This is a genomic window from Oricola nitratireducens, from assembly GCF_014904745.1.
Classification (GTDB): domain Bacteria; phylum Pseudomonadota; class Alphaproteobacteria; order Rhizobiales; family Rhizobiaceae; genus Oricola; species Oricola nitratireducens.
Window position 1 is genome coordinate 17,717 of the sequence record NZ_JACZCS010000001.1, and the last position, 20,056, is coordinate 37,772.

The 20,056-nt window shown below is 61.3% G+C and carries 18 protein-coding genes and 1 tRNA gene; 9 read left to right on the forward strand and 10 right to left on the reverse strand.

Going from position 1 to position 20,056, the window contains the following annotated elements:
* Nucleotides 1–136 precede the first annotated feature (136 nt).
* The 3 genes from IG169_RS00075 to IG169_RS00085 form a co-directional block, all read right to left on the reverse strand.
* The gene (locus IG169_RS00075) at nucleotides 137–748 is read right to left on the reverse strand and encodes a hypothetical protein (protein WP_193174110.1); all 612 of its coding nucleotides are present in this window, start codon (nucleotides 746–748) and stop codon (nucleotides 137–139) included.
* A 13-nt stretch (nucleotides 749–761) separates the two neighbouring features.
* Nucleotides 762–1,769: a tyrosine-type recombinase/integrase gene (locus IG169_RS00080; protein ID WP_193174111.1), complete on the reverse strand. Its 1,008-nt coding sequence runs from the start codon at nucleotides 1,767–1,769 to the stop codon at nucleotides 762–764.
* Between the two features lie 104 nt (nucleotides 1,770–1,873).
* Nucleotides 1,874–1,950, reverse strand: a tRNA-Arg gene (locus IG169_RS00085).
* A 274-nt stretch (nucleotides 1,951–2,224) separates the two neighbouring features.
* Here IG169_RS00085 and IG169_RS00090 point away from each other — a divergent pair.
* From IG169_RS00090 to IG169_RS00110, 5 genes are all read left to right on the forward strand, one after another.
* On the forward strand, nucleotides 2,225–3,304 hold the full coding sequence (locus IG169_RS00090) for an extracellular solute-binding protein (RefSeq protein WP_193174112.1): 1,080 nt from the start codon (nucleotides 2,225–2,227) through the stop codon (nucleotides 3,302–3,304).
* Between the two features lie 70 nt (nucleotides 3,305–3,374).
* Nucleotides 3,375–4,475, forward strand: coding sequence for an ABC transporter ATP-binding protein (locus IG169_RS00095; protein ID WP_193174113.1), 1,101 nt, complete (start codon nucleotides 3,375–3,377; stop codon nucleotides 4,473–4,475).
* Nucleotides 4,476–5,333 carry an ABC transporter permease gene (locus tag IG169_RS00100; RefSeq protein WP_193174114.1) on the forward strand — a complete coding sequence of 286 codons (858 nt, stop codon included), beginning with the start codon at nucleotides 4,476–4,478 and terminating at the stop codon, nucleotides 5,331–5,333. It begins immediately after the preceding gene.
* Nucleotides 5,334–5,346: 13 nt separating this feature from the next.
* Nucleotides 5,347–6,198: an ABC transporter permease gene (locus tag IG169_RS00105; protein ID WP_193174115.1), complete on the forward strand. Its 852-nt coding sequence runs from the start codon at nucleotides 5,347–5,349 to the stop codon at nucleotides 6,196–6,198.
* Between the two features lie 132 nt (nucleotides 6,199–6,330).
* Nucleotides 6,331–6,657 carry a hypothetical protein gene (locus IG169_RS00110; protein WP_193174116.1) on the forward strand — a complete coding sequence of 109 codons (327 nt, stop codon included), beginning with the start codon at nucleotides 6,331–6,333 and terminating at the stop codon, nucleotides 6,655–6,657.
* 21 nt (nucleotides 6,658–6,678) lie between these two features.
* On the opposite strand, the gene IG169_RS00115 is transcribed toward IG169_RS00110, so the two are convergent.
* Nucleotides 6,679–7,443, reverse strand: a complete 765-nt coding sequence (locus IG169_RS00115) for a GGDEF domain-containing protein (protein ID WP_193174117.1) — start codon at nucleotides 7,441–7,443, stop codon at nucleotides 6,679–6,681.
* A 233-nt stretch (nucleotides 7,444–7,676) separates the two neighbouring features.
* Here IG169_RS00115 and IG169_RS00120 point away from each other — a divergent pair, with 233 nt between their 5' ends.
* Both IG169_RS00120 and IG169_RS00125 read left to right on the forward strand, forming a co-directional pair.
* The gene (locus IG169_RS00120) at nucleotides 7,677–7,970 is read left to right on the forward strand and encodes a hypothetical protein (protein WP_193174118.1); all 294 of its coding nucleotides are present in this window, start codon (nucleotides 7,677–7,679) and stop codon (nucleotides 7,968–7,970) included.
* 78 nt (nucleotides 7,971–8,048) lie between these two features.
* Nucleotides 8,049–9,263, forward strand: coding sequence for an MFS transporter (locus tag IG169_RS00125; RefSeq protein WP_193174119.1), 1,215 nt, complete (start codon nucleotides 8,049–8,051; stop codon nucleotides 9,261–9,263).
* A 30-nt stretch (nucleotides 9,264–9,293) separates the two neighbouring features.
* Here the strand turns inward: IG169_RS00125 and hppD are convergent, their stop codons facing one another.
* Nucleotides 9,294–10,406: a 4-hydroxyphenylpyruvate dioxygenase gene (gene hppD / locus IG169_RS00130; RefSeq protein ID WP_193174120.1), complete on the reverse strand. Its 1,113-nt coding sequence runs from the start codon at nucleotides 10,404–10,406 to the stop codon at nucleotides 9,294–9,296.
* Between the two features lie 118 nt (nucleotides 10,407–10,524).
* Here hppD and IG169_RS00135 point away from each other — a divergent pair, with 118 nt between their 5' ends.
* Together IG169_RS00135 and IG169_RS24300 are read left to right on the forward strand one after the other, a co-directional pair.
* Complete coding sequence (locus tag IG169_RS00135) at nucleotides 10,525–11,001, forward strand: Lrp/AsnC family transcriptional regulator (RefSeq protein WP_193174121.1); 477 nt, start codon at nucleotides 10,525–10,527, stop codon at nucleotides 10,999–11,001.
* An 80-nt stretch (nucleotides 11,002–11,081) separates the two neighbouring features.
* The gene (locus IG169_RS24300; RefSeq protein WP_193174122.1) at nucleotides 11,082–12,032 is read left to right on the forward strand and encodes an N-acetyltransferase; all 951 of its coding nucleotides are present in this window, start codon (nucleotides 11,082–11,084) and stop codon (nucleotides 12,030–12,032) included.
* Here the strand turns inward: IG169_RS24300 and IG169_RS00145 are convergent.
* The 5 genes from IG169_RS00145 to IG169_RS00165 form a co-directional block, all read right to left on the reverse strand.
* Nucleotides 12,013–13,353, reverse strand: a complete 1,341-nt coding sequence (locus IG169_RS00145; RefSeq protein WP_193174123.1) for an MmgE/PrpD family protein — start codon at nucleotides 13,351–13,353, stop codon at nucleotides 12,013–12,015. The genes IG169_RS24300 and IG169_RS00145 overlap by 20 nt on opposite strands.
* A 6-nt stretch (nucleotides 13,354–13,359) precedes the next feature.
* On the reverse strand, nucleotides 13,360–15,888 hold the full coding sequence (locus IG169_RS00150; RefSeq protein ID WP_246717038.1) for a dipeptide ABC transporter ATP-binding protein: 2,529 nt from the start codon (nucleotides 15,886–15,888) through the stop codon (nucleotides 13,360–13,362).
* A gap of 11 nt (nucleotides 15,889–15,899) precedes the next feature.
* Complete coding sequence (locus IG169_RS00155) at nucleotides 15,900–17,057, reverse strand: ABC transporter permease (protein ID WP_193174124.1); 1,158 nt, start codon at nucleotides 17,055–17,057, stop codon at nucleotides 15,900–15,902.
* A gap of 15 nt (nucleotides 17,058–17,072) precedes the next feature.
* Nucleotides 17,073–18,110, reverse strand: a complete 1,038-nt coding sequence (locus IG169_RS00160) for an ABC transporter permease (RefSeq protein WP_193174125.1) — start codon at nucleotides 18,108–18,110, stop codon at nucleotides 17,073–17,075.
* Nucleotides 18,111–18,203: 93 nt separating this feature from the next.
* Entirely contained in the window at nucleotides 18,204–19,847 is a 1,644-nt protein-coding gene (locus tag IG169_RS00165) for an ABC transporter substrate-binding protein (RefSeq protein ID WP_193174126.1), read from the reverse strand.
* Nucleotides 19,848–20,056 lie beyond the last annotated feature (209 nt).

The following is a 20,056-nucleotide window of genomic DNA, read 5'->3' on the forward strand; positions in this document are numbered from 1 at the left end:
TCCTGAGTTCTTCAATTGTGGGGAAATTATCGAAAAGGATCAGATGAAAATTAATCTCGGCTGATCCGCGAACCCAAGAACTCAAGAACCACCCTCCGGATTGCCGCCTTCGAACTGCCGGAAGGAGGAAAGGCATTCAATATTCATGCATCTGCATTTCCTGCTCTAATCGACGCATATTGGGGTCCTCCTCGATAGCAACCCCAACTATCTGGTCATCGTCAATCCGGAGTTTGATATTTGAGCTCGCCACCAAATCGAGCTTCTGAGAAATGTCAAAAACCAGTTCTCTAATTTTGGCGTGAAACGCTGCTATCAGCGACTGGGCAACTGGATTTCGCGTCACAGAAGCAGATGAGCAGAGACTGCCAAATTCCGGCACCCACATGAGGTTGCAGGGGTCCGGCGCCGAATGCCAAGAATGGATTGATTGCTCGGCCCAGAATGCCCTCGAGAAGTCCTCCGGAAAGACAATCTTGTCGCGCGCGCTGTTGTGGCTAATGACGAAATTCCCACGCTGATTGATGCGCATCATCAGAGCAACCCGTGGTCTTCTGTTTTCTTCGATAACAGTGGGAGACCAGTTGATCGGGTCTGCCAACTCGTTCATGTTTTCAGTTGAGCACCCGAAATCCCTAGCGTCGCAGTATTTGATCAGATCATCCCAATTTGACTTATGCCGCCTGTCTTTTTGGTACCGCTTCGCAAGTTCAAGAAATTCTTCCGATTTCGCTTCTTGAGAAAGCAAATGGGCCAGTTTCCTACTTCGCATAGTCTTGTTCCTTCGAGAATGAGAATAGCTTGTCGGCTACCGACTTGGCCGTAAGGTGCGTGTATCGCAACAGCATGCGCGGATCTTTGTGCCCGCTGATCAGCGCCACCTCTGGCAATGAAAGCCCAATCTCGAAGAAGTGGCTGATCGCTTCATGCCGAAGATCGTGAAATCTGAGATCTTCAATGCCAGCTCGCCGCTTCATACGTTCCCAAGCTAATCGAGTCGCGTTCGGCGTTGCAGGAAAGACCTTCCCACTAATCCCAGCCATTGAGAGCAGCACATCTCGCGCCGCGGCTGAAAGCGGCACGGTCCTTTCTTCCCCATTCTTTGTGTCCTTGAGATAGGCAAGTCCCTGATTCAGGTCGACGCTCCTCCATGTAAGCGACAGCAGTTCGCCTCGGCGCATTCCCGTTTCGAGCGCCAGCAAAACAAGCGGCTTCAGATATGAAGGCCCGTTATCGCACTCGTCCAAGATTAGCTGGAGTTCACCCGGCATAAGTCGCCGGCATCGAGCAGCACTCTCCCGCGGGCGGGACACTGCGGAAAAACACTGTTTCGGGACAGGATACTGCCATTCCTCGGCTGCGATACGAAGACAATGCAGCAAGATAACCATTTCCCGCCGGACGGTCGACGGCGAGACTACTGACAGCCGATCATCGCGATAATTCGCAATATGCGCTGGTGTGAAGCGTTTCACCGATACATTGGCTATTGGATGTCGATAGATGGCCCCCATATGTGCCCGCTCAGCGGCCTTACCTCGCTTGTGCCTCGTGATCGCTTGCTCGTAGCGCTCCAATAGATTTCTCAATCTGAGTGAAGGTTCCTTTCTCGCCTCGGCGCGCATCTCTCCATCGTCGAGGCGGCTTTCCTGGTCTCGCGCCCACTTGATGGCTGCAGCCTTTGTGCGGAAGGTTTTCGATGTTGCGCAATGTCCTTCCCGGCGCACTTGCGCCTGCCAGGTCCCACCACGTTTTCTAATTGACGCCATTCTCATCCGTCCGTTTGCTGTGACAACAGTGTGACAGGACGGGTTTTGAGAGAGATGCCGACCCGAATTCACGGATCAAACATAAGCTTTTTCAAAGACTTGAATGGCGCACCCGACAGGATTCGAACCTGTGACCTCTGCCTTCGGAGGGCAGCGCTCTATCCAGCTGAGCTACGGGTGCCACTGGCGAAACGCCAAAGCCCGGCCTTGATAACCGAGGCGGGCGCAACCTTCAATGCGGAAATTGCGCACAGAGGCGCAGAACCGTCACCGCGTTGACGCATGGCGAGACCGGACATCCGGTTCCGCATGGGCGGTCCCGACCGGCAGCTCCCGCGTCGCGCCGAAACCGGTTTCCGCATCGCAAATCAATAATTTGACCGAATAGCAAAAATCCACCAATCTTCCTGACCGTGGTCGATCCCAAGATCGATTTCTGCACGAAGGGAGTTGTCATGCAAAAGCGTAGTGGAAGTCTGAAATTCATCGTCTCCGTCGCAACCATTAGCCTTCTCGGCCTGGCCCATTCCGCCAGCGCGGATACGCTACGCCTGCTGACCTGGGGCGGCTATGCGCCGGAAAACGTGGTCGCGATGTTCGAGAAGGAAACGGGGAACACCGTCGAGGTGACCAAATCGAACAACGAGGAAATGATCGCCAAGCTGCGCGCGACCGGCGGCGGCGGGTTCGACCTGGTGCAGCCGAGCCAGGACCGCATCGCCGGACCGCAGGCCGAATTCGGGATATACAAGCCGATCGACCTCTCCAAGATCGATGCCGCGCAGTTCATTCCGTCGATGCTCGAGGCAACCAAGGCCAACACGACCGTGGACGGCGAGGTCTATGGCGTTCCACATGTGTGGGGGACCAGCGGACTTGTGCTCGACACCACCAAGGCCGCCGGCGTGAAGGACTACACCGACCTCTGCAACGCGGACGTCGCCGGGAAGGTCTCCTACCGCCTCAAGCGCCCGACGCTGATCGGTTTCGCGTTCTCGATGGGCATGGATCCGTTCGCCGCCTATGGCGACGAAGCCGCCTATACGGACATCATGAACAAGGTCGAGGCCAAGCTGATCGAGTGCAAGCCCAACGTCAAAACCTATTGGGGTGGCGGCGACGAGCTCCTGAACCTGATGCGTTCGGGTGAAGTCGTGGCCGCGATGGCGTGGGATACCGGCGGCTGGAAACTGAACGCCGACAATCCGGATATCACCTTCGTGGCGCCGACTTCGGGCGCGCTCGGCTGGATCGACACTTTCGCGCTGCCCGCCAAGGGCAAGGCCGACGACGTGGCCTATGCCTGGATCAACTTCGTGATGCAGCCTAAAATCGCGGCGCTGATCACCGAGGCGGCCGGCAACTTCACGGCATCCAAGGGCGCCGACGAGTTCGTTTCGGCCGATCTCAAGGCACGCTACCAGGCGAGCTTTCCGCCGGAAGCCGTCGACAACATCAAATGGTATCCGCCGGTGCCGGCCGGACTGGAAGCGATCGAAGGCGGCGTGCTTGACCGCGTAAAGGCCGCCAACTGATTATCCGCAAATCCTGCGGCACCCGCCTTCGGGCGGGTGCCGCTTCGTTTCACGGTATGACGAACAGCCGATGACCCCCGACCTTCAGTGCATCGATCTGACCAAGCGCTTCGGCGACACGACCGCGGTCAGCGACGTTTCCTTTTCCGTGCCGCCGGGATCCTTCTTTTCCATCCTCGGACCATCCGGGTGCGGCAAGACGACGATCATGCGAATGATCGCGGGATTTCTCGCGCCGACGAGCGGCGACATCCTGATCAAGGGCAAATCGGTGCTGGACGTGGCGCCGAACAAGCGGCCGGTCAACATGGTCTTCCAGCATCTGGCGCTATTCCCGATGATGAACGTCGCCGACAATATCGGCTACGGACTGCGGCGCGCCGGTCTGCCGAAGCGCGACATCACGCGCAAGGTCGGCGAGGTCCTCGAGCGCATCGGATTGCCGGAGATCGGACGCCGCCGTGTCGACGAACTTTCGGGCGGGCAAAAACAGCGCGTGGCGATCGCGCGCTGCATGGTTCTCGAACCGGACGTGCTGCTTCTTGATGAACCGCTCGGCGCGCTCGACCTGAAGCTGCGCGAGCGCATGAAGATCGAACTCAAGGCGCTGCAGGCCGATTTCGACACGACATTCGTCTACATCACCCACGACCAGTCGGAAGCATTGGTCATGTCGGACCAGATCGCGGTCATGAACCAGGGCTGTTTCGAACAGATGGGAACGGCGCGCGATCTCTACTACCGGCCGGAGACGCCGTTTGTCGCCGGCTTTGTCGGTGACAGCAATCGCTGGAGCGGACGGATCGAACGCAGCGACGGCGGCGCGCCGGAACTGCGGACCGACAGCGGCCTGCTTATTCGCGGAAACGCACAGGGACGCGCGCTCGGCGACGGCCAGTCAGCCGACATATTTGTCCGGCCGGAAGCCATTCGCCTCTCCCGCAACGAGACCGAACTCACATCGTTGGACAACCACCTGAAGGGTCGTGTCACGAGCCTGCTCTTCAACGCCGCCGCCAGCCGGGTGCTGGTTCGCGACGAGGGTAGCGCCGGCGAGATCGAGGTCGCGCTGCCGCAGTCGGGCGAATTCGACGACCTGGCCAAGGGAGACGTGGTGCATATCGGCTGGTCGGGCGAACAGGCGAATTGCTTCGCCGCCGGGGCCGAATAGATGCGTGACGGAACGCGGCTCGGCTTCATCCTGCTTCTGACGCCGCTGTTGCTGTGGCTGTCCCTGCTCATCATCATCCCGCATATCGACATGTTCCTGGTGTCGCTGCGCGAACGTGTCGGCGTCGGGAAATACGAGATCAGCCCGGCGAACTACCTGACGTTCCTGCAGGAGCCGCTCTATCTCTGGACGTTCCTGCGCACGGCGGTGATGTCGGTCCTGGCGACGCTGATCACGCTCGTTGTCGCCTTTCCGGTCGCCTACTACATCGCGAAAATGGCCAAGGGGCGCGTGCGGTCGCTGCTTTTCCTGCTTTGCCTGGTCCCGTTCTGGGTTTCCGAACTCGTCCGCACCTTCGGCTGGATGATCCTGTTGCGCGAGACCGGCGTGATCTCCAGCCTGCTGCAATATCTGGGGCTCGTCCACGGCCCGGTCGAAATGCTCTACAACGACGCCGCCATCATGATCGGCCTCGTCTACACCTCGATGCTGTTCATGGTCGTCCCCCTGATCACCACGCTCGGAAGCCTCGACGACGCGGTGATCGAGGCCGGCTACGACCTCGGCGGCAGCGGACCGTCTATCCTGCGAGAGATCGTCATTCCGCATGCGATGCCGGGGATCGTCTCGGGCTGCATCGTCGTTTTCATGCTGAGCCTCGGCAACTACCTGACGCCGACCATGCTCGGCGGCAAGGACAGCCTGTGGTTCACCGAACTGATCTATTCGCAGTTCATCGTGCGCTTCAACTGGGAGCTTGGCGCGGCATTCGGGTTCGTGCTTCTGTTCCTCTCGTCCTTCATCGTCTGGGTCATGCTGCGGCTGACCGGGCAGACGCTCGAAAAGACGATGGGCTAGGGGAGGCGCGACCATGATTCCGACTATTCCCCAATCGCGCCCGTTCCGGTTTGCCTATTCCGCCTATGTGGTGCTGTTCTTCGTCTATCTGGCGTTGCCCCTGTTCGTGGTGACGGTATTCGCCTTCAACGACAGCCAGTTTCCTTCCCTCCCCTGGGAGGGGTTCACCTGGAACTGGTTCTTCGGCGACGCGGCGCCGATGATCGGCGTGTTCCACGAACGGCCGATTCTGCGCGCCATCGGAACGTCGGCGTTTGTCGGTCTGGCCGTGTCGCTGTTGTCGGTGGCGGTCGGCGTGTCCAACGCCTTTCTCTTCACGCGCCACAAGTTTCCCGGCCGCGGCCTGCTCTACATTCTGATGCTGCTGCCTCTGGTCATTCCCGGCATCGTGCTCGGCATCTCGATGCTCGTCTTCTCCAGCACCGTGGCAAACGCTGTCTGGGACAGCATGAAATGGGACCTCGAAGTCCTGCGCCCGGGGCTGACGCTCGTCATCCTCGGCCAGTTCTCGTTCATCGCGACGATCGCGACGCTGGTCATTTCCGCCCGGCTGCAGAAGTTCGACCAGTCCCTGGAAGAGGCGGCGCTCAATCTCGGCGCAACGCGACTGACCGCGGTGCGCACAATTACGATTCCCTATCTCGCTCCGGCGATGATCGGCGCCTTCGTGGTGGCGTTCCTGATGAGCTTCGAAAATTTCAACACCACATTGATGCTGGTCGGGTCCGATGCACCGCTGACCATCGCCATGTTCGACCGACTGAAAGAGGGATCCACGCCATTGTTGAACGCGGTCTCCCTCCTGCTCATGCTGGGCTCGTCGTGCCTCGCCCTGGTCATGATCGCATTCCAGCGGCGGGATTAGGCCTGCCGCGTGTGAATTGCGGGATGGCCGTCAACGCGAATTTGTGCGGTGACCGGGAACCGCATGGACAGCCCTGCCCGACTCGATTAACCGGTTCGCCGCAACGCTTTGAAACCTTTCGAAGGAAGCCGCATGTTCGTTCGACTGGCGCTCGCCGCTGTCGCTGTGGCCTGCGCCACAACCGTCCGGGCAGGCGAAAACGAAGCCGTTCGTTTCGCCATCTTCCGCGGATACACCGCCGCCATCGAGGACGCCTGCCCGGCCTATTTCGCCTATGGCGACGCCACTTCTGGCAAAGAGCTGAGCCCTGCCGACCGCGCGGCGGCGATGGCGATCGTTCCCGCATGGCGCAAGGAGATGCGCCGCAACGTCAGATCGCTCGGTTGCGACGCGGCGGCACGCGACGCGCTGGCGTTTACGGATCTCGATTTTCAGCAGGTCTGGGAATTCAAGGAATAGCTGTCCGGCCCGGCCGGCGTATCACGCGGCGGCCGGCAGGCAAAGATCCTGAACGATCCGGTCGCGACCGGTTTCCTTGGCGACATAAAGCGAACGGTCGGCGGTGCGAAGCACGTCGTCGAGGGTCTGGCCCTTGCGATGACGCGCAATGCCGATGCTGACCGTGATCCCGATATCGCCGAGGTCCATCGATTCGGAGATTTTGTGTGTCAGGACACGAATGCGTTCCGCGACGCGCTGCGCCATATCGAGATCGGCGAGACGCAGGAAGACGGCGAACTCCTCGCCGCCAATGCGCGCGGCGACATCCTGAAGGCGGATGCTGTCCATGATGGCCTCGCCGAGATTGATCAGAACCTCGTCGCCGACGCCGTGGCCGTATGTATCGTTAATCCGCTTGAAATGGTCGGCATCGATGAACAGGACAGCGCCAGCGCCGGCCGGCTCGTCCGACGCGGAAAGCGCCGCGCCGACGGAGGCCATGAATTCGCGCCGGTTGGCGAGGCGGGTCAGGGAATCGGTCTGCGAAGCGATGCGCAGTTCGCGCGCCAGCCGTTCGACCTTCACGTGCTGGTCAAGGAACAGCCAGGCGATCGGAAAGGCCACGATAATGGTTATCAGCGCCGTCAGCAAAAGGTCGAGCGCAAGACGGTCCGAAAAGAAGATGCTGTAGAATGCCAGCGTCAGGGAATCGGAGCCCAACACCGCGGCCAAGGTCACGAGGCACGACTGACACCAGATCGGCATTGTCTTGAATTTCTCGAAAACCCTGTCCGCGCGGGCCATGACCGTCCTTCCCGTGGCAATCGCCGCATGATGCCAGCGGTCGATAAATTCGGGTCTTACCGGTCAGTTCAAATTTTAAGGATCCGCCACTTTTTTCCCGGGCCAGCCGGCGGCATCGACAGGAATTAACAAAATTTAGCCCGAAAGCCGTCAATTCCGCGCATCATGCAAACCTGATATTCAGGGATTCATGCCATTCTGGGACAGTGCCATCACTGAAACCAGGGGCTATTATGTATATCGATCCCCATACCATGACATTCCTGATGATCCTGTTCATCGGATCCGCATGTGCCTATTTCATAGGGTATGCGATGGACGGCGTCATGGGCGGAGACGGATTCGGCATCCTTCCGAACACGATCATCCTGATAGCCGGCGGCTTCCTCGGCTATTACGCCACCAAATACATTCACCTGCCTCTCAACGGCACGACCCAATATGGCGTCACGGTCGTTGCCGGCGGTTTCGCCAGCCTGGCATTGCTGGCAATGTTGAAGGCGCTTGCGCAAAGGATGGGTTTCTAGAAAAGCCAGTCCGGCGCTCGCGGCAACCCGCAGAATAGAGCATTAGACAAGACGGCAAACCGGCAATAGCGTCGCGCAATGCATCCTGCGGACCTTCTCGATAGCCGGTATTCCTGGAAACGCCTCGCGGTCAGTCTTCTGATCGCGACAATCGGCAATGTCGGCATGTGGTCGATCATAGTGATCATGCCCCAGGTACAGGCCGAGTTCGACACGGCACGGGCCGCAGCATCGGTTCCCTACACGCTGACGATGGCCGGCTTCGCTCTCGGCAATCTGTTTATCGGGCGCGCCGTCGACCGGTTCGGGATCACGGTGGCACTCTCCGGCGCGGCGCTCATACTCGGCACCGGCTACGCCGCCGCCGCGGTCGCGCCATCGATCCACATGTTGGCGGCGGCGCAATTCGTCATCGGTTTCGGCACTGCGGCGGGTTTCGGGCCGCTGCTCGCCGACATCTCGCACTGGTTCCGGCGCCGACGCGGTATCGCGGTGGCGATCGTCGCCAGCGGCAATTATCTGTCCGGCGCGATCTGGCCGATCCTGCTGCAGCCGATCCAGGAAAGCGGCGGCTGGCGCGCGGTCTATTTCGCGCTCGCCGCGATCATCGTCGCCAGCGTCATTCCGCTGGCCTGGCTGCTGCGGCGCCGGTTTCCGGCAAGTGTCGTCGATGCGGCGCCGGTCGTCACGCCGGCAAACGGCCGTGCGGCCGCCTTTTCGCCGCGCACGCTGCAATTGCTGCTCGGCCTTGCCGGTGTCGGCTGCTGCGTCGCCATGTCGATGCCGCAGGTCCATATCGTGTCGCTTTGCACCGATCTCGGCTTCGGGCCGGCCGTCGGCGCCGAAATGCTGTCGCTCATGCTGTTCGGCGGCGTCGCGTCGCGGCTCACGTCCGGATTGATCGCGGATCGCCTCGGCGGCGTCGCCACGCTGCTGATCGGATCGTCGCTGCAATGCGTCGCGCTGTTCCTCTACCTGCCCTATGACGGGCTGGTGTCGCTTTACATGGTCAGCCTGATCTTCGGCCTGTCGCAGGGCGGAATCGTGCCGAGCTATACGCTGATCGTACGCGAATACATGCCAGCCCGCGAAGCCGGCACGCGGGTCGGATTCGTCATGATGGCGACGATTGCCGGCATGGCGCTGGGCGGCTGGATGTCGGGCTGGATCTACGACATGACCGGGTCCTACCAGATGGCGTTCCTGAACGGGATTGCCTGGAACCTGCTCAACATCGCGATCATCCTGACGATCTTCCTGCGCTCGGGACGACGGATGCCGATGGCGGCGTAGCCGGTTACCCGCGGGAATGCGGGCGTCCGATTACTCGGCCGCGTCCATCGCCAGTTCGCCGCTTTCGATCTGTTCGCGTTCGATCGACTCGAAGAGCGCGCGGAAATTGCCCTCGCCGAAGCCGTTATCGCCCTTGCGCTGGATGAACTCGAAGAAGATCGGCCCGATAACGGTCTTGGAGAATATCTGCAGCAGGATCTTCGTCTCGCCGCCGCCGACAACGCCTTCGCCGTCGATCAGGATGCCGTATTTCTTCATCCGGTCGACCGGCTCGTCATGGCCGTGCACGCGATCGTGGCTCATCGCATAATAGGCGTCCGGCGGCCCCGGCATGAACTGCAGGCCATTGGCGGCGAGCGCGTCGGTCGCATCGTAGATATGGTCAGTGCCGACGGCGATGTGCTGGATGCCCTCGCCCTTGTATTTCTTCAGATAGCTCTCGATCTGGCTCTTGTCGTCGGTCGACTCGTTGAGCGGGATGCGGATCTTGCCGCAGGGCGAGGTGATCGCGCGGCTGACGAGGCCGGTGAGCTTGCCCTCGATATCGAAGAAATGGATCTGGGTGAAACCGAACAGTTCGCGATAGAAGGCCCACCACTTGTCCATGTTGCCACGGTAGACATTGTGGGTCAGGTGATCGAGGTAATAGAAGCCGACGCCTTCCGGCTTCGGATCGCGCGCGCCGATCCAGTCGAATTCGGCGTCATAGGGCGAGCCCTTGTCGCCATAGGTATCGACGAAATAGAGCAGCGATCCGCCGATGCCGACGATAGCCGGCGCGTCGAGCGCCTTGTCACCGCCCTCATAGGGTGTCGCGCCCTTCGCCACGGCGTGCTCGAAGGCATGTTTCGCATCGACCACGCGCCATGCCATGGACGGCGCGCACGGGCCGTGCTCCTCGACGAAGCGCATGGCGTGAGAGCTGGGCTCGGCATTGACGATGTAGTTGACGTCGCCCTGGCGCCAGACCGTGATTGCCCTGGTCTTGTGGCGGGCAACCGGCGCATAACCCATGCGCGCAAAGAGCGTTTCCAGTTCCTTCGGATCGGGATGGGCGAATTCGACGAATTCGAACCCATCGGTGCCGGCCGGATTGTCGGCCGAGATTTTCGCTTTCGGTGCGTCGTGCGGGAAGGGTCCCATGGCAAGCCTCCAAATCTCTCTCGCACCAGAATACCGCATGAGCGGCGCAAGGTGTTTGCGTATTTGCGCATGATCTGACATCATTCTGCACGAATCGTGCATCATGAAGTGAAAAAACATGTCTGACGCAGAACTGGACAAAACGGACCGCAAAATCCTTGCGCTGCTGCAGGACGACGCGCGGCTGACCAACAACGACATCGCGGAGCGCATCCACCTGTCGCCGTCGCAATGTTCGCGGCGGCGCGCACGGCTGGAGCGCGACGGGTTGATTGCCGGCTATCACGCGCGCATCGACGGCGAGAAGGCCGGCTTCGGCCTGGTGAATTTCATCTCGGTGACTCTGTCAACGCACAACCGCAACAATGCCGCGCGCTTCGCGGAGCTGATGGCGCGGCTGCCGGAGGTGCAGGAGGCGCACGCGCTGACCGGCGAGATGGACTACATCCTCCGGGTGGTGACGCGGGACCTGCGCGGCCTGTCGGATTTCGTCAACGAAACGCTGCTGCCGCACGAGGCGGTGCAGAACGTCAAGACGTCCATCGTCCTGCAGACACTGAAGGATACCAGCGCGCTGCCGCTGGACGACTCGTAGAAACCCGGTGCCGGTTGCCGCGTGATGGATACAGGAACCAGGATTCCCTATATCACCCGCAACCGACGGGAACCGATCCAATGCCTCTCGACAGCTATCACCACGCCGAAAGACCGGGACCGGACTACCGGCCCGGCAATCCGGCGCTCTTCACCTTTCACGGCACCGGCGGAGACGAGACCCGGTTTCTCGACCTTTCTGCCGCGCTCTTCCCGGAAGCGGTCGTCATCGCGCCGCGTGGCGATGTCTCGGAAAACGGCATGCGCCGCTTTTTCCGGCGCGCCGGCGAAGGCGTCTACGACATGGAGGACCTCGCCGCGCGGACGCGCGCAATGGCCGATTTCGTCACCGCCCACATAAAGCGGCTCGCACCATCGCGCGTCATCGGGCTCGGCTATTCCAACGGCGCGAATATCCTCGCTTCCGTCATTCTGGAGGAACCCGGCCTCTTCTCCGACGCCGTGCTGATGCATCCGCTGATCCCATGGGAAATCGAAAACGGTGACGACCTTGCCGCAAAGAGCATCCTGGTAACCGCGGGCGGGCGCGATCCGATCTGCCCGCCGGACCTTACCGGACAACTGATCGAGGGGCTGGAAAGCCGCGGCGCAACCGTCAAGAGCGTCTGGCATCCGGGCGGGCACGAGATCGCGCAGAGCGAGCTCGACGCGATCGCCACGTTCCTGACCGGCATTCGCGCCGACATGACCGACGTGAAGACGCTTCCCGTCGAACGCGAAGAGGACGATGCCGGCAAGGGGCGCTACCTGGTGCGCGGTCCGGGCGAGACAATCGCCGAGATGACCTACCGCCTGATCGGCAAGGACCAGATCATCATCGATCACACCGAGGTTCCGGATGCGTTTCGCGGCACGGGAACCGGAATGCGCCTGCTCAAGACACTGCTCGCCGACGCGGAAAAGGCCGAACGGAAGATCATTCCGCTCTGCCCGTATGCGGCGGCGCAGTTCGAAAAGCACCCGGAATGGGCCGATATGCTGGCCTATCGCGTCAGGGCGAAAAAAGGCTGACGAAGTCGCGCACCCTCGCACCGGATACCGGCCGCCAGACGAAAGCCTCGAGACCGTCCGCCAGTTTCCCGTGGCCGGAATCCGCCATCAGTGCGCGAAACTTGGCGAGAATCTCCTCGTCGGAAAGCGGCTCGACGGCATCGCCGCGGGCGCGAACGGCATCTGAGTTCGCAACCGTCTTGTCGCTGAACGTCACTTCGGCGCGCGCCCAGCGCTCGGCCGGAAACTCGGCCGAAAAGACCGGGTCGTCGACGAGAATGATGCGGTCAGCAAGCGCGAGAATTTCGTTGTCGCGACAAGCCGCGTCCGACACCTCCGCAAGGCCGATCCTTCCCCTGAGCGCCGCGGCGGCGACGGGAAAAGGCAGCGAATATTGCGCTTCCTCCGTCGACTGCGGACGGCGTGCGGCGAGCCGCGTCGCCTCATGAAACGAGAAAATCCGAATGCTGTCGATGCCGGCCGGCGGACGTCCGGACCGGGCAACCGCCTGTAGCACCGCCTCAACGGCGGGCTGCGCCCAACGGCATACTGGATACGGCTTGAAATACTGCTCCATCATTCGCCAGCGCTCGCCAAGGTCCGACCAGATTTCCGCGGTTGTCTCGTCTTCCAGCGTGATCGCCGGCGCGCCGGTGAAGCCGTCGCGGGCGAGATAGGCGGCGGACACGCCGGCCATCGCGCCCCAGCCGGAGCCGTCCTTCAGCATGGTCGGGTGATCGATGCAGCGCATCATCTGGCTGCGCGGCCCGTGATATTCGGCGATGCCGAGCGCATGGCGGAACGGCCCCGCGTCGAGGCCCAGAACATGGCCGCCGAGCGCGGCGGCGCCAACCGCCACCCAGGCGCCGGAGGTGTGATAGTCTGGCGCCGTCGCATGCAACGAAATGCCCGCGCGGATGGCGATCTCGTAGCCGGCGACAAGGAGGCCGAGGAAGCGCGCGAACGCCATCTCCGGCTCCTCGGCGGCGGCAAGAGCGAACAGCGCCGGGAAAATGCCGCAGCCGGCATGACCCTTGGTGAGCGGATGGCCGTCATGGGCGTCGAAGGAATCGATCGTCATGCCATTCGCAAGCGCCGAGCCGGACGGGCTTGTCCGGTGATCGGCACGGAAAAGCAGCGGGGCAGATTCCATGTTGCGCCCGGCGGCGAAATGCGTCGCGGCGTGATCGGAAATGACTCGCGAGAGTTCGGTCCTGCTGCCCGCCGCGGCGACACCGATCAGGTCGACCAGACAGCGGCGCGCCTGATGCAGGACATCCGGCGGGAAGTCTCCGGCGGCGCAGCGGGCGACAAATGCAGCGACGTCATCCGCCCGCGTCATGATCTTCTATCGCGGCTTTTTGCCGAAGACGCGGACATATTCGTCGACGCCGCCCTTGGCGAGGGCCTTGGCCTGTTTGACCCAGTCCTCTCGCTCGATGCGGCCGCGGAATTTCAGATGGTCGTCGACCCATTCGCGTTCGGCCTTCTTCCAACCGGCGATCTGGTCGTATTTATAGATGCCGAGCCCGTTCAGAACGCCCTCGATCTTCGGCCCGACACCGGAGATCAGCTTCAGGTCGTCGGGCTTGGCGGGTTTGCGCATTTTCGGCGGACGGGCTTCCGCTTTGGCGGCGGTTTTCGGCGCAGACTCCTTCTTCGGCGCCGCCGCGCGCGCCTTTTTGGCCTCGGCCTTCTTTTGCACCGGCGCTTTTTTCACCTTGGCGGTATCGACCTCTTTCGACGAATCGTCCGTCTCGGGCACATCGAAGGATATGACCGGCTCCATGGCCGCGAAATACTCTTCGGAAAGGTGGCACAGCGCAGTGTGGCCGCCAGCGAAATGCTTGAGCGGCGGCATTTCGGTCTCGCACAGCTTGCCCGGCACCTGGCGCTTGTGCGGACACCGGGTCTGGAACGGACAGCCGGGGGGCGGATTGAGCGCCGACGGAATATCGCCTTCCAGAATGATGCTCTTCTTCTTGACGCTGGTATCGGCAATCGGGATCGCCGACAGAAGCGCCTCGGTATAGGGGTGATAGGGTGGCGCGAAGACCTGCTCGGTCGTGCCCTGCTCGACGATGTAGCCGAGATACATCACCACGACCCGGTCGGCGATGTAACGGACGACCGAGAGGTCGTGGCTGATGAAAAGCATGGTCGTGCGCGACTCGCGCTGGATGTCCATCAGCAATTCCGTCACCGCCGCCTGGACGGAGACATCGAGGGCCGATACCGGCTCGTCGGCGACGACGACTTTCGGGCCGCCGGCAAAGGCGCGGGCAACGCCGATGCGCTGTTTCTGGCCACCCGAGAGCTGGCGCGGCATGCGCGTCTCGAAGGCACGCGGCAGTTTCACCAGATCGAGCAGTTCAAGCATGCGGGCGCGGCGTTCGGCCTGGTTTGCGCCGATCTTGAATTTTTCCAACGTGCGGATGATCTGGCTTCCGATCGAATGGCTCGGATTGAGCGTGTCGAACGGATTCTGGAACACCATCTGGATGGCCGAAACGAGATCGGCCCCCCGGTTCTGCACCTCGATGGCCTGGATCTCCCGGTCGTCGAGCTTGATCGTACCGCCGGTTGCCGTCTCCAGCCCGAGCAGTACCTTGGCGAGCGTCGACTTGCCACAGCCGGACTCGCCGACGATCGCAACGGTTTCGGCCTCGCGGGCATCGAAGGTGATCGACTCGTTCGCCTTCACGGTGCGCCGCTCGCCGCCACCGAAGATCGCGTTGGCGGCGACATCGTAATACTTCTTCAAATCGTCGATCTGGAGGATCGAATCGCCCGGCTTGATGAGCTCGTTGGTCTTCACGCCTTCCGGCATTGCCGCCCAGTCCAGATCCTTGAAGCGCTCACAACGGCTGAAGTGGTTCCTGTGGCCCGAAACGGGGTACATCGGCACTTCGTGGGCGTTGCAGACGCCCTCGACGAAATGGTGGCAGCGCGGGGCGAAGTTGCAGCCCTTCGGCCGTTCGTGCGGCAGGGGCAACTGGCCCGGAATGGCGATCAGGGGGCGCGCATTCTTGTCGGCGCCTGGCAGGGGAATCGAGCGGAACAGCCCCTGCGTATAGGGATGGCGCATGCGATCGAACACGTCCTTCACGCCGCCGGTTTCGACGGCCTCGCCGGAATACATCACGGTAATCCGGTCGCAGGTTTCGAGGATCAGGCCGAGATTGTGCGAGATGAACAGCCTCGACATGCCGAATTGCTTGCCGAGGTCCTTCACAAGATCGACGATGCCGGCTTCCACGGTGACGTCGAGCGCGGTCGTCGGCTCATCGAGGATCAGCAGTTCCGGATTAGACAGCAGCGCCATCGCGATGACGACGCGCTGCTGCTGTCCGCCCGAAAGCTGATGCGGATAGGAGTTCATGACACGCTTCGGGTCCGGAAGGCGCACGGCGTCAAGCATTTCGACGGAGCGTTTCCATGCAGCTTCCTTCGACGCGCCCTCGTGGATCATCGGCACTTCCATGAGCTGGCGGGAGACCTTCATCGCCGGATTGAGCGAGGCCATCGGCTCCTGGTAGATCATGGCAATCTTGGAACCGCGTAGCGTGCGCAGTTCCGCGTCGCTCATCTCGCCCATCTTGCGGCCCTTGAACTTGATCGTCCCGGACTTGATATGACCGCGGCTGCCCATATCGCGCATGATGCCGAGTGCGACGGTTGACTTGCCGCAGCCCGACTCGCCGACGATACCCATCGCCTCGCCGGGCATCACCTTGCAGGAGAAGTCCATGACGGCGGGGATCTCGCCGGCGCGGGTATAAAAGGAGATGTGCAGGTTCTCGATTTCCAGGATCGGCGTTTCGGCCGTAACGGGGGGCCTGTCGCCGGTCGGGGCTTCAACTGTTTGCATGGCCATACCGGTTCCCCTCAGTCCTTCAGCGATTCTTCACGCAGCGCGTCGGCGAGCAGGTTCAAGCCCAGCACCAGCGACATCAGCGCGATGGCCGGAACGACACCCTGCCACGGGAAGAGCCGAAGCTGGGCGACCTTTGAGCCGTCCTTGATCGCGGTACCCCAGTCGGGGCTTTCCGGCCCCATGCCGAGACCGAAGAAACCCAGGGTTCCGAGCAGGATCGTCGTGTAACCGATGCGCAGGCAGACATCGACGATCAGCGGGCCGCGGGCATTCGGCAGGATTTCCCACAACATGATGTACCAGGGCGATTCACCGCGCGTCTGGGCCGCGGCGACATAGTCGCGGGTGATGATGTCCATGACGAGGCCGCGCACGATGCGGAACACGCCGGGGCTCGAAGCGAAGACGACGGCGACGAAGATGTTCAGCTCGTTTGGTTCGATGGAGATAATGCCAAGCGGATCGGCGTTGAAGACAAGACCCGAATAGATCCAGAAGCCGATGACCACGGTGAGCGCCAGATAGGTCCACATCAGCGCCGGCCGGGCCGAATAACGGGTCACGAACAGGACGCAGAAGAAGATGATCGGGATGATGAAGAGGATGCCCGCCATCGCATAGGGAATGGCGGTCTCCATGATGCCGGGAGTCACCAGGAGGTAGAACAGAAGGATCACGGGAAATGCCAGCACGAGGTTGGCGAGGAAGGACAGGACCGAATCGATGCGGCGGCCGAAGAATCCCGCCGGAAGACCGAGCGACGACCCGACCAGAAGCGCGATCAGCGTCGCCGCCGGCGCGATCGTCAGCACGATGCGCGCGCCGTAGACGACGCGACTGAAGACATCGCGCGCCAGCTGGTCGCCGCCAAGCAGGAAGGCCATGCCGGTTTGGGTATCGACAGCGCCGGGGACCGCGTTCTTCATGATCGTGACCTGAACGCGGGGATCGAGCGGCGCGATGATGTTGGCGAAGATCGCAGTGAAGACCCAGAAACCGCAAATCATCACGCCCGCCGTGCCGATGGCGGAATCAAACAATTGCCCGAACAGTCCGAGCCGGCTGCCGTAGACGCGGACGACCACGAGGATGACGATCAGCGCCGCCCATACCGGCCACAACCGGTAGAGAAGGCCTGCGATAATTCCGAAAATGCCCAGAGTTTCCATACCCGCTTCCTCCGGTTACGCGACGCGGATGCGCGGGTTGAGATAAGCGTAGCCGATATCCGATATCAGCTGTGTCACAAGGACGATCACCACCGAGATCAGGCCACAGGACAAGACGAGATCGATGTCGTTGTTGGCGGCGGCCTGCACCAGCAGGTAGCCGAAGCCCTTGTAGTTGAACATGCTCTCGACGACGACGACGCCGGTGAGCAGCCACGGAAACTGCAGCATGATCACGGTAAAGGGCGCTATCAGCGCGTTACGTAGCGCATGGCGCATGACGACGGCGCGAAATGTCAAACCCTTGAGCCGCGCGGTGCGGATATATTGCGCGGTCATCACCTCGGCCATCGAGGCACGGGTCATGCGCGCGATGTAGCCGATGCCGTAGATCGCCAGTGTCATCACCGGCAGGGTGAAATTGTAGAAGGAAAATCCGCGCGTCAGCGCGGTCGCCGCCGAGCCGTTGAGAACGCCGAGCCATGTCGCGAAGATGGCGGTGAAGATCACGCCCGACACATATTCCGGCGTCGCCGTCGAGGCGATGGAGGCAACGGACAGGCTCCGGTCGAGCTTCGAGCCTTCGCGCATGCCGGCCAGCACGCCGATCACCAGCGCGGTCGGAACCATGATCAGCATCACCCAGAACATCAAGATGCCCGTGGCCGCGAGCGCCGCGGGCAGTTTCTTGTTCACCGTGGTGCGAAACGCGGTCGAACAGCCGAAATCGCCTTGCAGGACGCCGGAGAAGGTCGCCTTGGTCGGTTCGTCACAATAGCGGAAACGGGGAACGATCTGACCGGTGCTCGGATCGCGGACCGGCTGTTTCGGCGCTATACCGATCCAGCGTCCGTACCGGATGAAGAAATTGTCCCGGTAGCCGTTGCGTTCGAGCCAGTTGTTCAGCTCCTGCTCGGTGGCGCGGGATTCGGTCTGGAAGATCGCGAGTTTCTTGAGGTTCGGTTCGAGATTGACGAAGAAGAAGACGACAAGGCTCAGACACAGCATTGTCAAAAGCATGACGCCAAGACGCCGCAACAAGAATGAAAGCATGACCCCGAACTCTCCCCCGGCTTTGTGAAATGCGGATTGTAGCCGCCGGTAAAAAGGCGGGAAGCCAATCCGCTTCCCGCCTTCCTTTACGACTTACTTGTCGAGCCAGACCCCTTCGAGATGGATCTCGAAGGTCTGGTGCATGAACAGGCCTTTCACATAATCTTGGTGATGCCTGTAGAGCTTGCGCCAGAACGGCTGGATGATGATGCCACTGTCCTGAAGGATCATCTCGATGTCCTTCATCATCCCGCGGCGCTTGTCCGCGTCGGCGACGGCCAGAGCCGCGTTGAGCTTTTCATCGAACTCGGGGTTCGAATAGGCCGTCTCGTTCCATGACTCTCCAGTGCGGTAGGCAAGCGCCAGAACCTGCACGCCGAGCGGACGCATGTTCCATTCGGTCGTGGAGAAGGGGTACTTGGTCCAGTCGTTCCAGAAGGACGAACCCGGGATGACGGTGCGCTTGATGTTGAAACCGGCCTCACGGCACTGCGCCGCGACGACATCGGCCGGATCCTTGACGTACTCCGCATCGTAGGAGATCAGCTCGAACTCGGTGTCCATGTGACCGGCCGCGGTCATCAGTTCCTTGGCCTTGCCGAGATCACGCGAGATCGGCGGAAGCTCGTAATATTCCGGATGGATCTGGCAGACATGGTGGTTTTCGCCCACCGTGCCGGCGTCGTTGTAGCCGAGCTTCAGAACGGTCGCATTGTCGACGGCAGACGTGATCGCGTTGCGGACGTCCTTGTTGTCGTAGGGCTTGTTGGCGACGTTCATGCGCAGAACCACGGTCGCCGCGGTAACGACCTCCTCCTGCACGAGACCCATGGATTCCAACAGTCCGACCGCTTCGCCAACCGTCTGGTAGTTGGCGTCGATTTCTCCGGACTCGAGCGCGGATATGGTCGAATTGATCTCCGCTCCGTAATCGAGGAACTCGACACCGTCGAGATAGGGTTCGCCCTTCCACCAGGTGAAGTTTTCGCGGCGCTTGATAACGGCGCGATTGCCGACCTCGTATTCGGTAATTTCGTAGGGCCCGGTGCCGGGCATTTTCAGCGTATCGGGATTCTCGTCGAACGACGGATGCACGATAAGCGCCGGATAGTCGGCGAAGCTCGCAATCAGCGTGATGTCGGAAGATTTCAGGGTAAGCTTGACGGTGTGGTCGTCGACCTTGGTAATCGCGCCTTCAGCCGCCTTGCCCGTATCGTCGTCGATGAGCGTCGCAACGCGCCCGGACATCGAGTTGCCTTCGACCGATTTATCGCACCAGCGGGTGATATTGTAGATCACGTCATCGGCGGTGAAGTCGTCGCCGTTGGACCACTTGACACCCTGACGGACGTTCAGCGTGTACTCGGTGGCATCGTCATTGATGTCCCAGCTTTCGACAAGATGGCCATCGAACGTGAAGTCGCGGGTATAGCGGATGAGGTAGTCATTGCACTGGCGGGTGACGTTGGCCATTTCCGACCAGTCATAAGTGCGCGGATCCTTCGCTTCCTTGATGATCATCTGCATGCGCAGGACGCCGCCCTTCTTGCCTTCCTGGGCCCTGGCGGGCGTCGGAGCGGCAAGACCGATCATGGAATAGGCGACAGCGGTTGTGGCACCGAAGGTGCTGGCCAGCGCGAGAAATTCGCGACGGTCCATCTTGCCGGTCTTCGCGGCTTCGGCCAGTTCGACGATGTGGTCGGGCAGGCGTTCGCCGTTGCGTTTGAAAAATGCCATCTCAATACCTCCCTGAGTGGAGCATTTCGTGAAGCTAGCTTTGACCATCGGGGTGATGATGTCAAAACGCCCATCAACATGCGCCACGATGCCGACGGCTTTATTTCAGATGCGACGCGTGCTGCCAAATTTTCGACACTTGGTGACTTTTGGTAACACGCCGCGCCCGCGAATATCCGCGCCCGGACCCGCGGCGCCGTCGGAAGGCC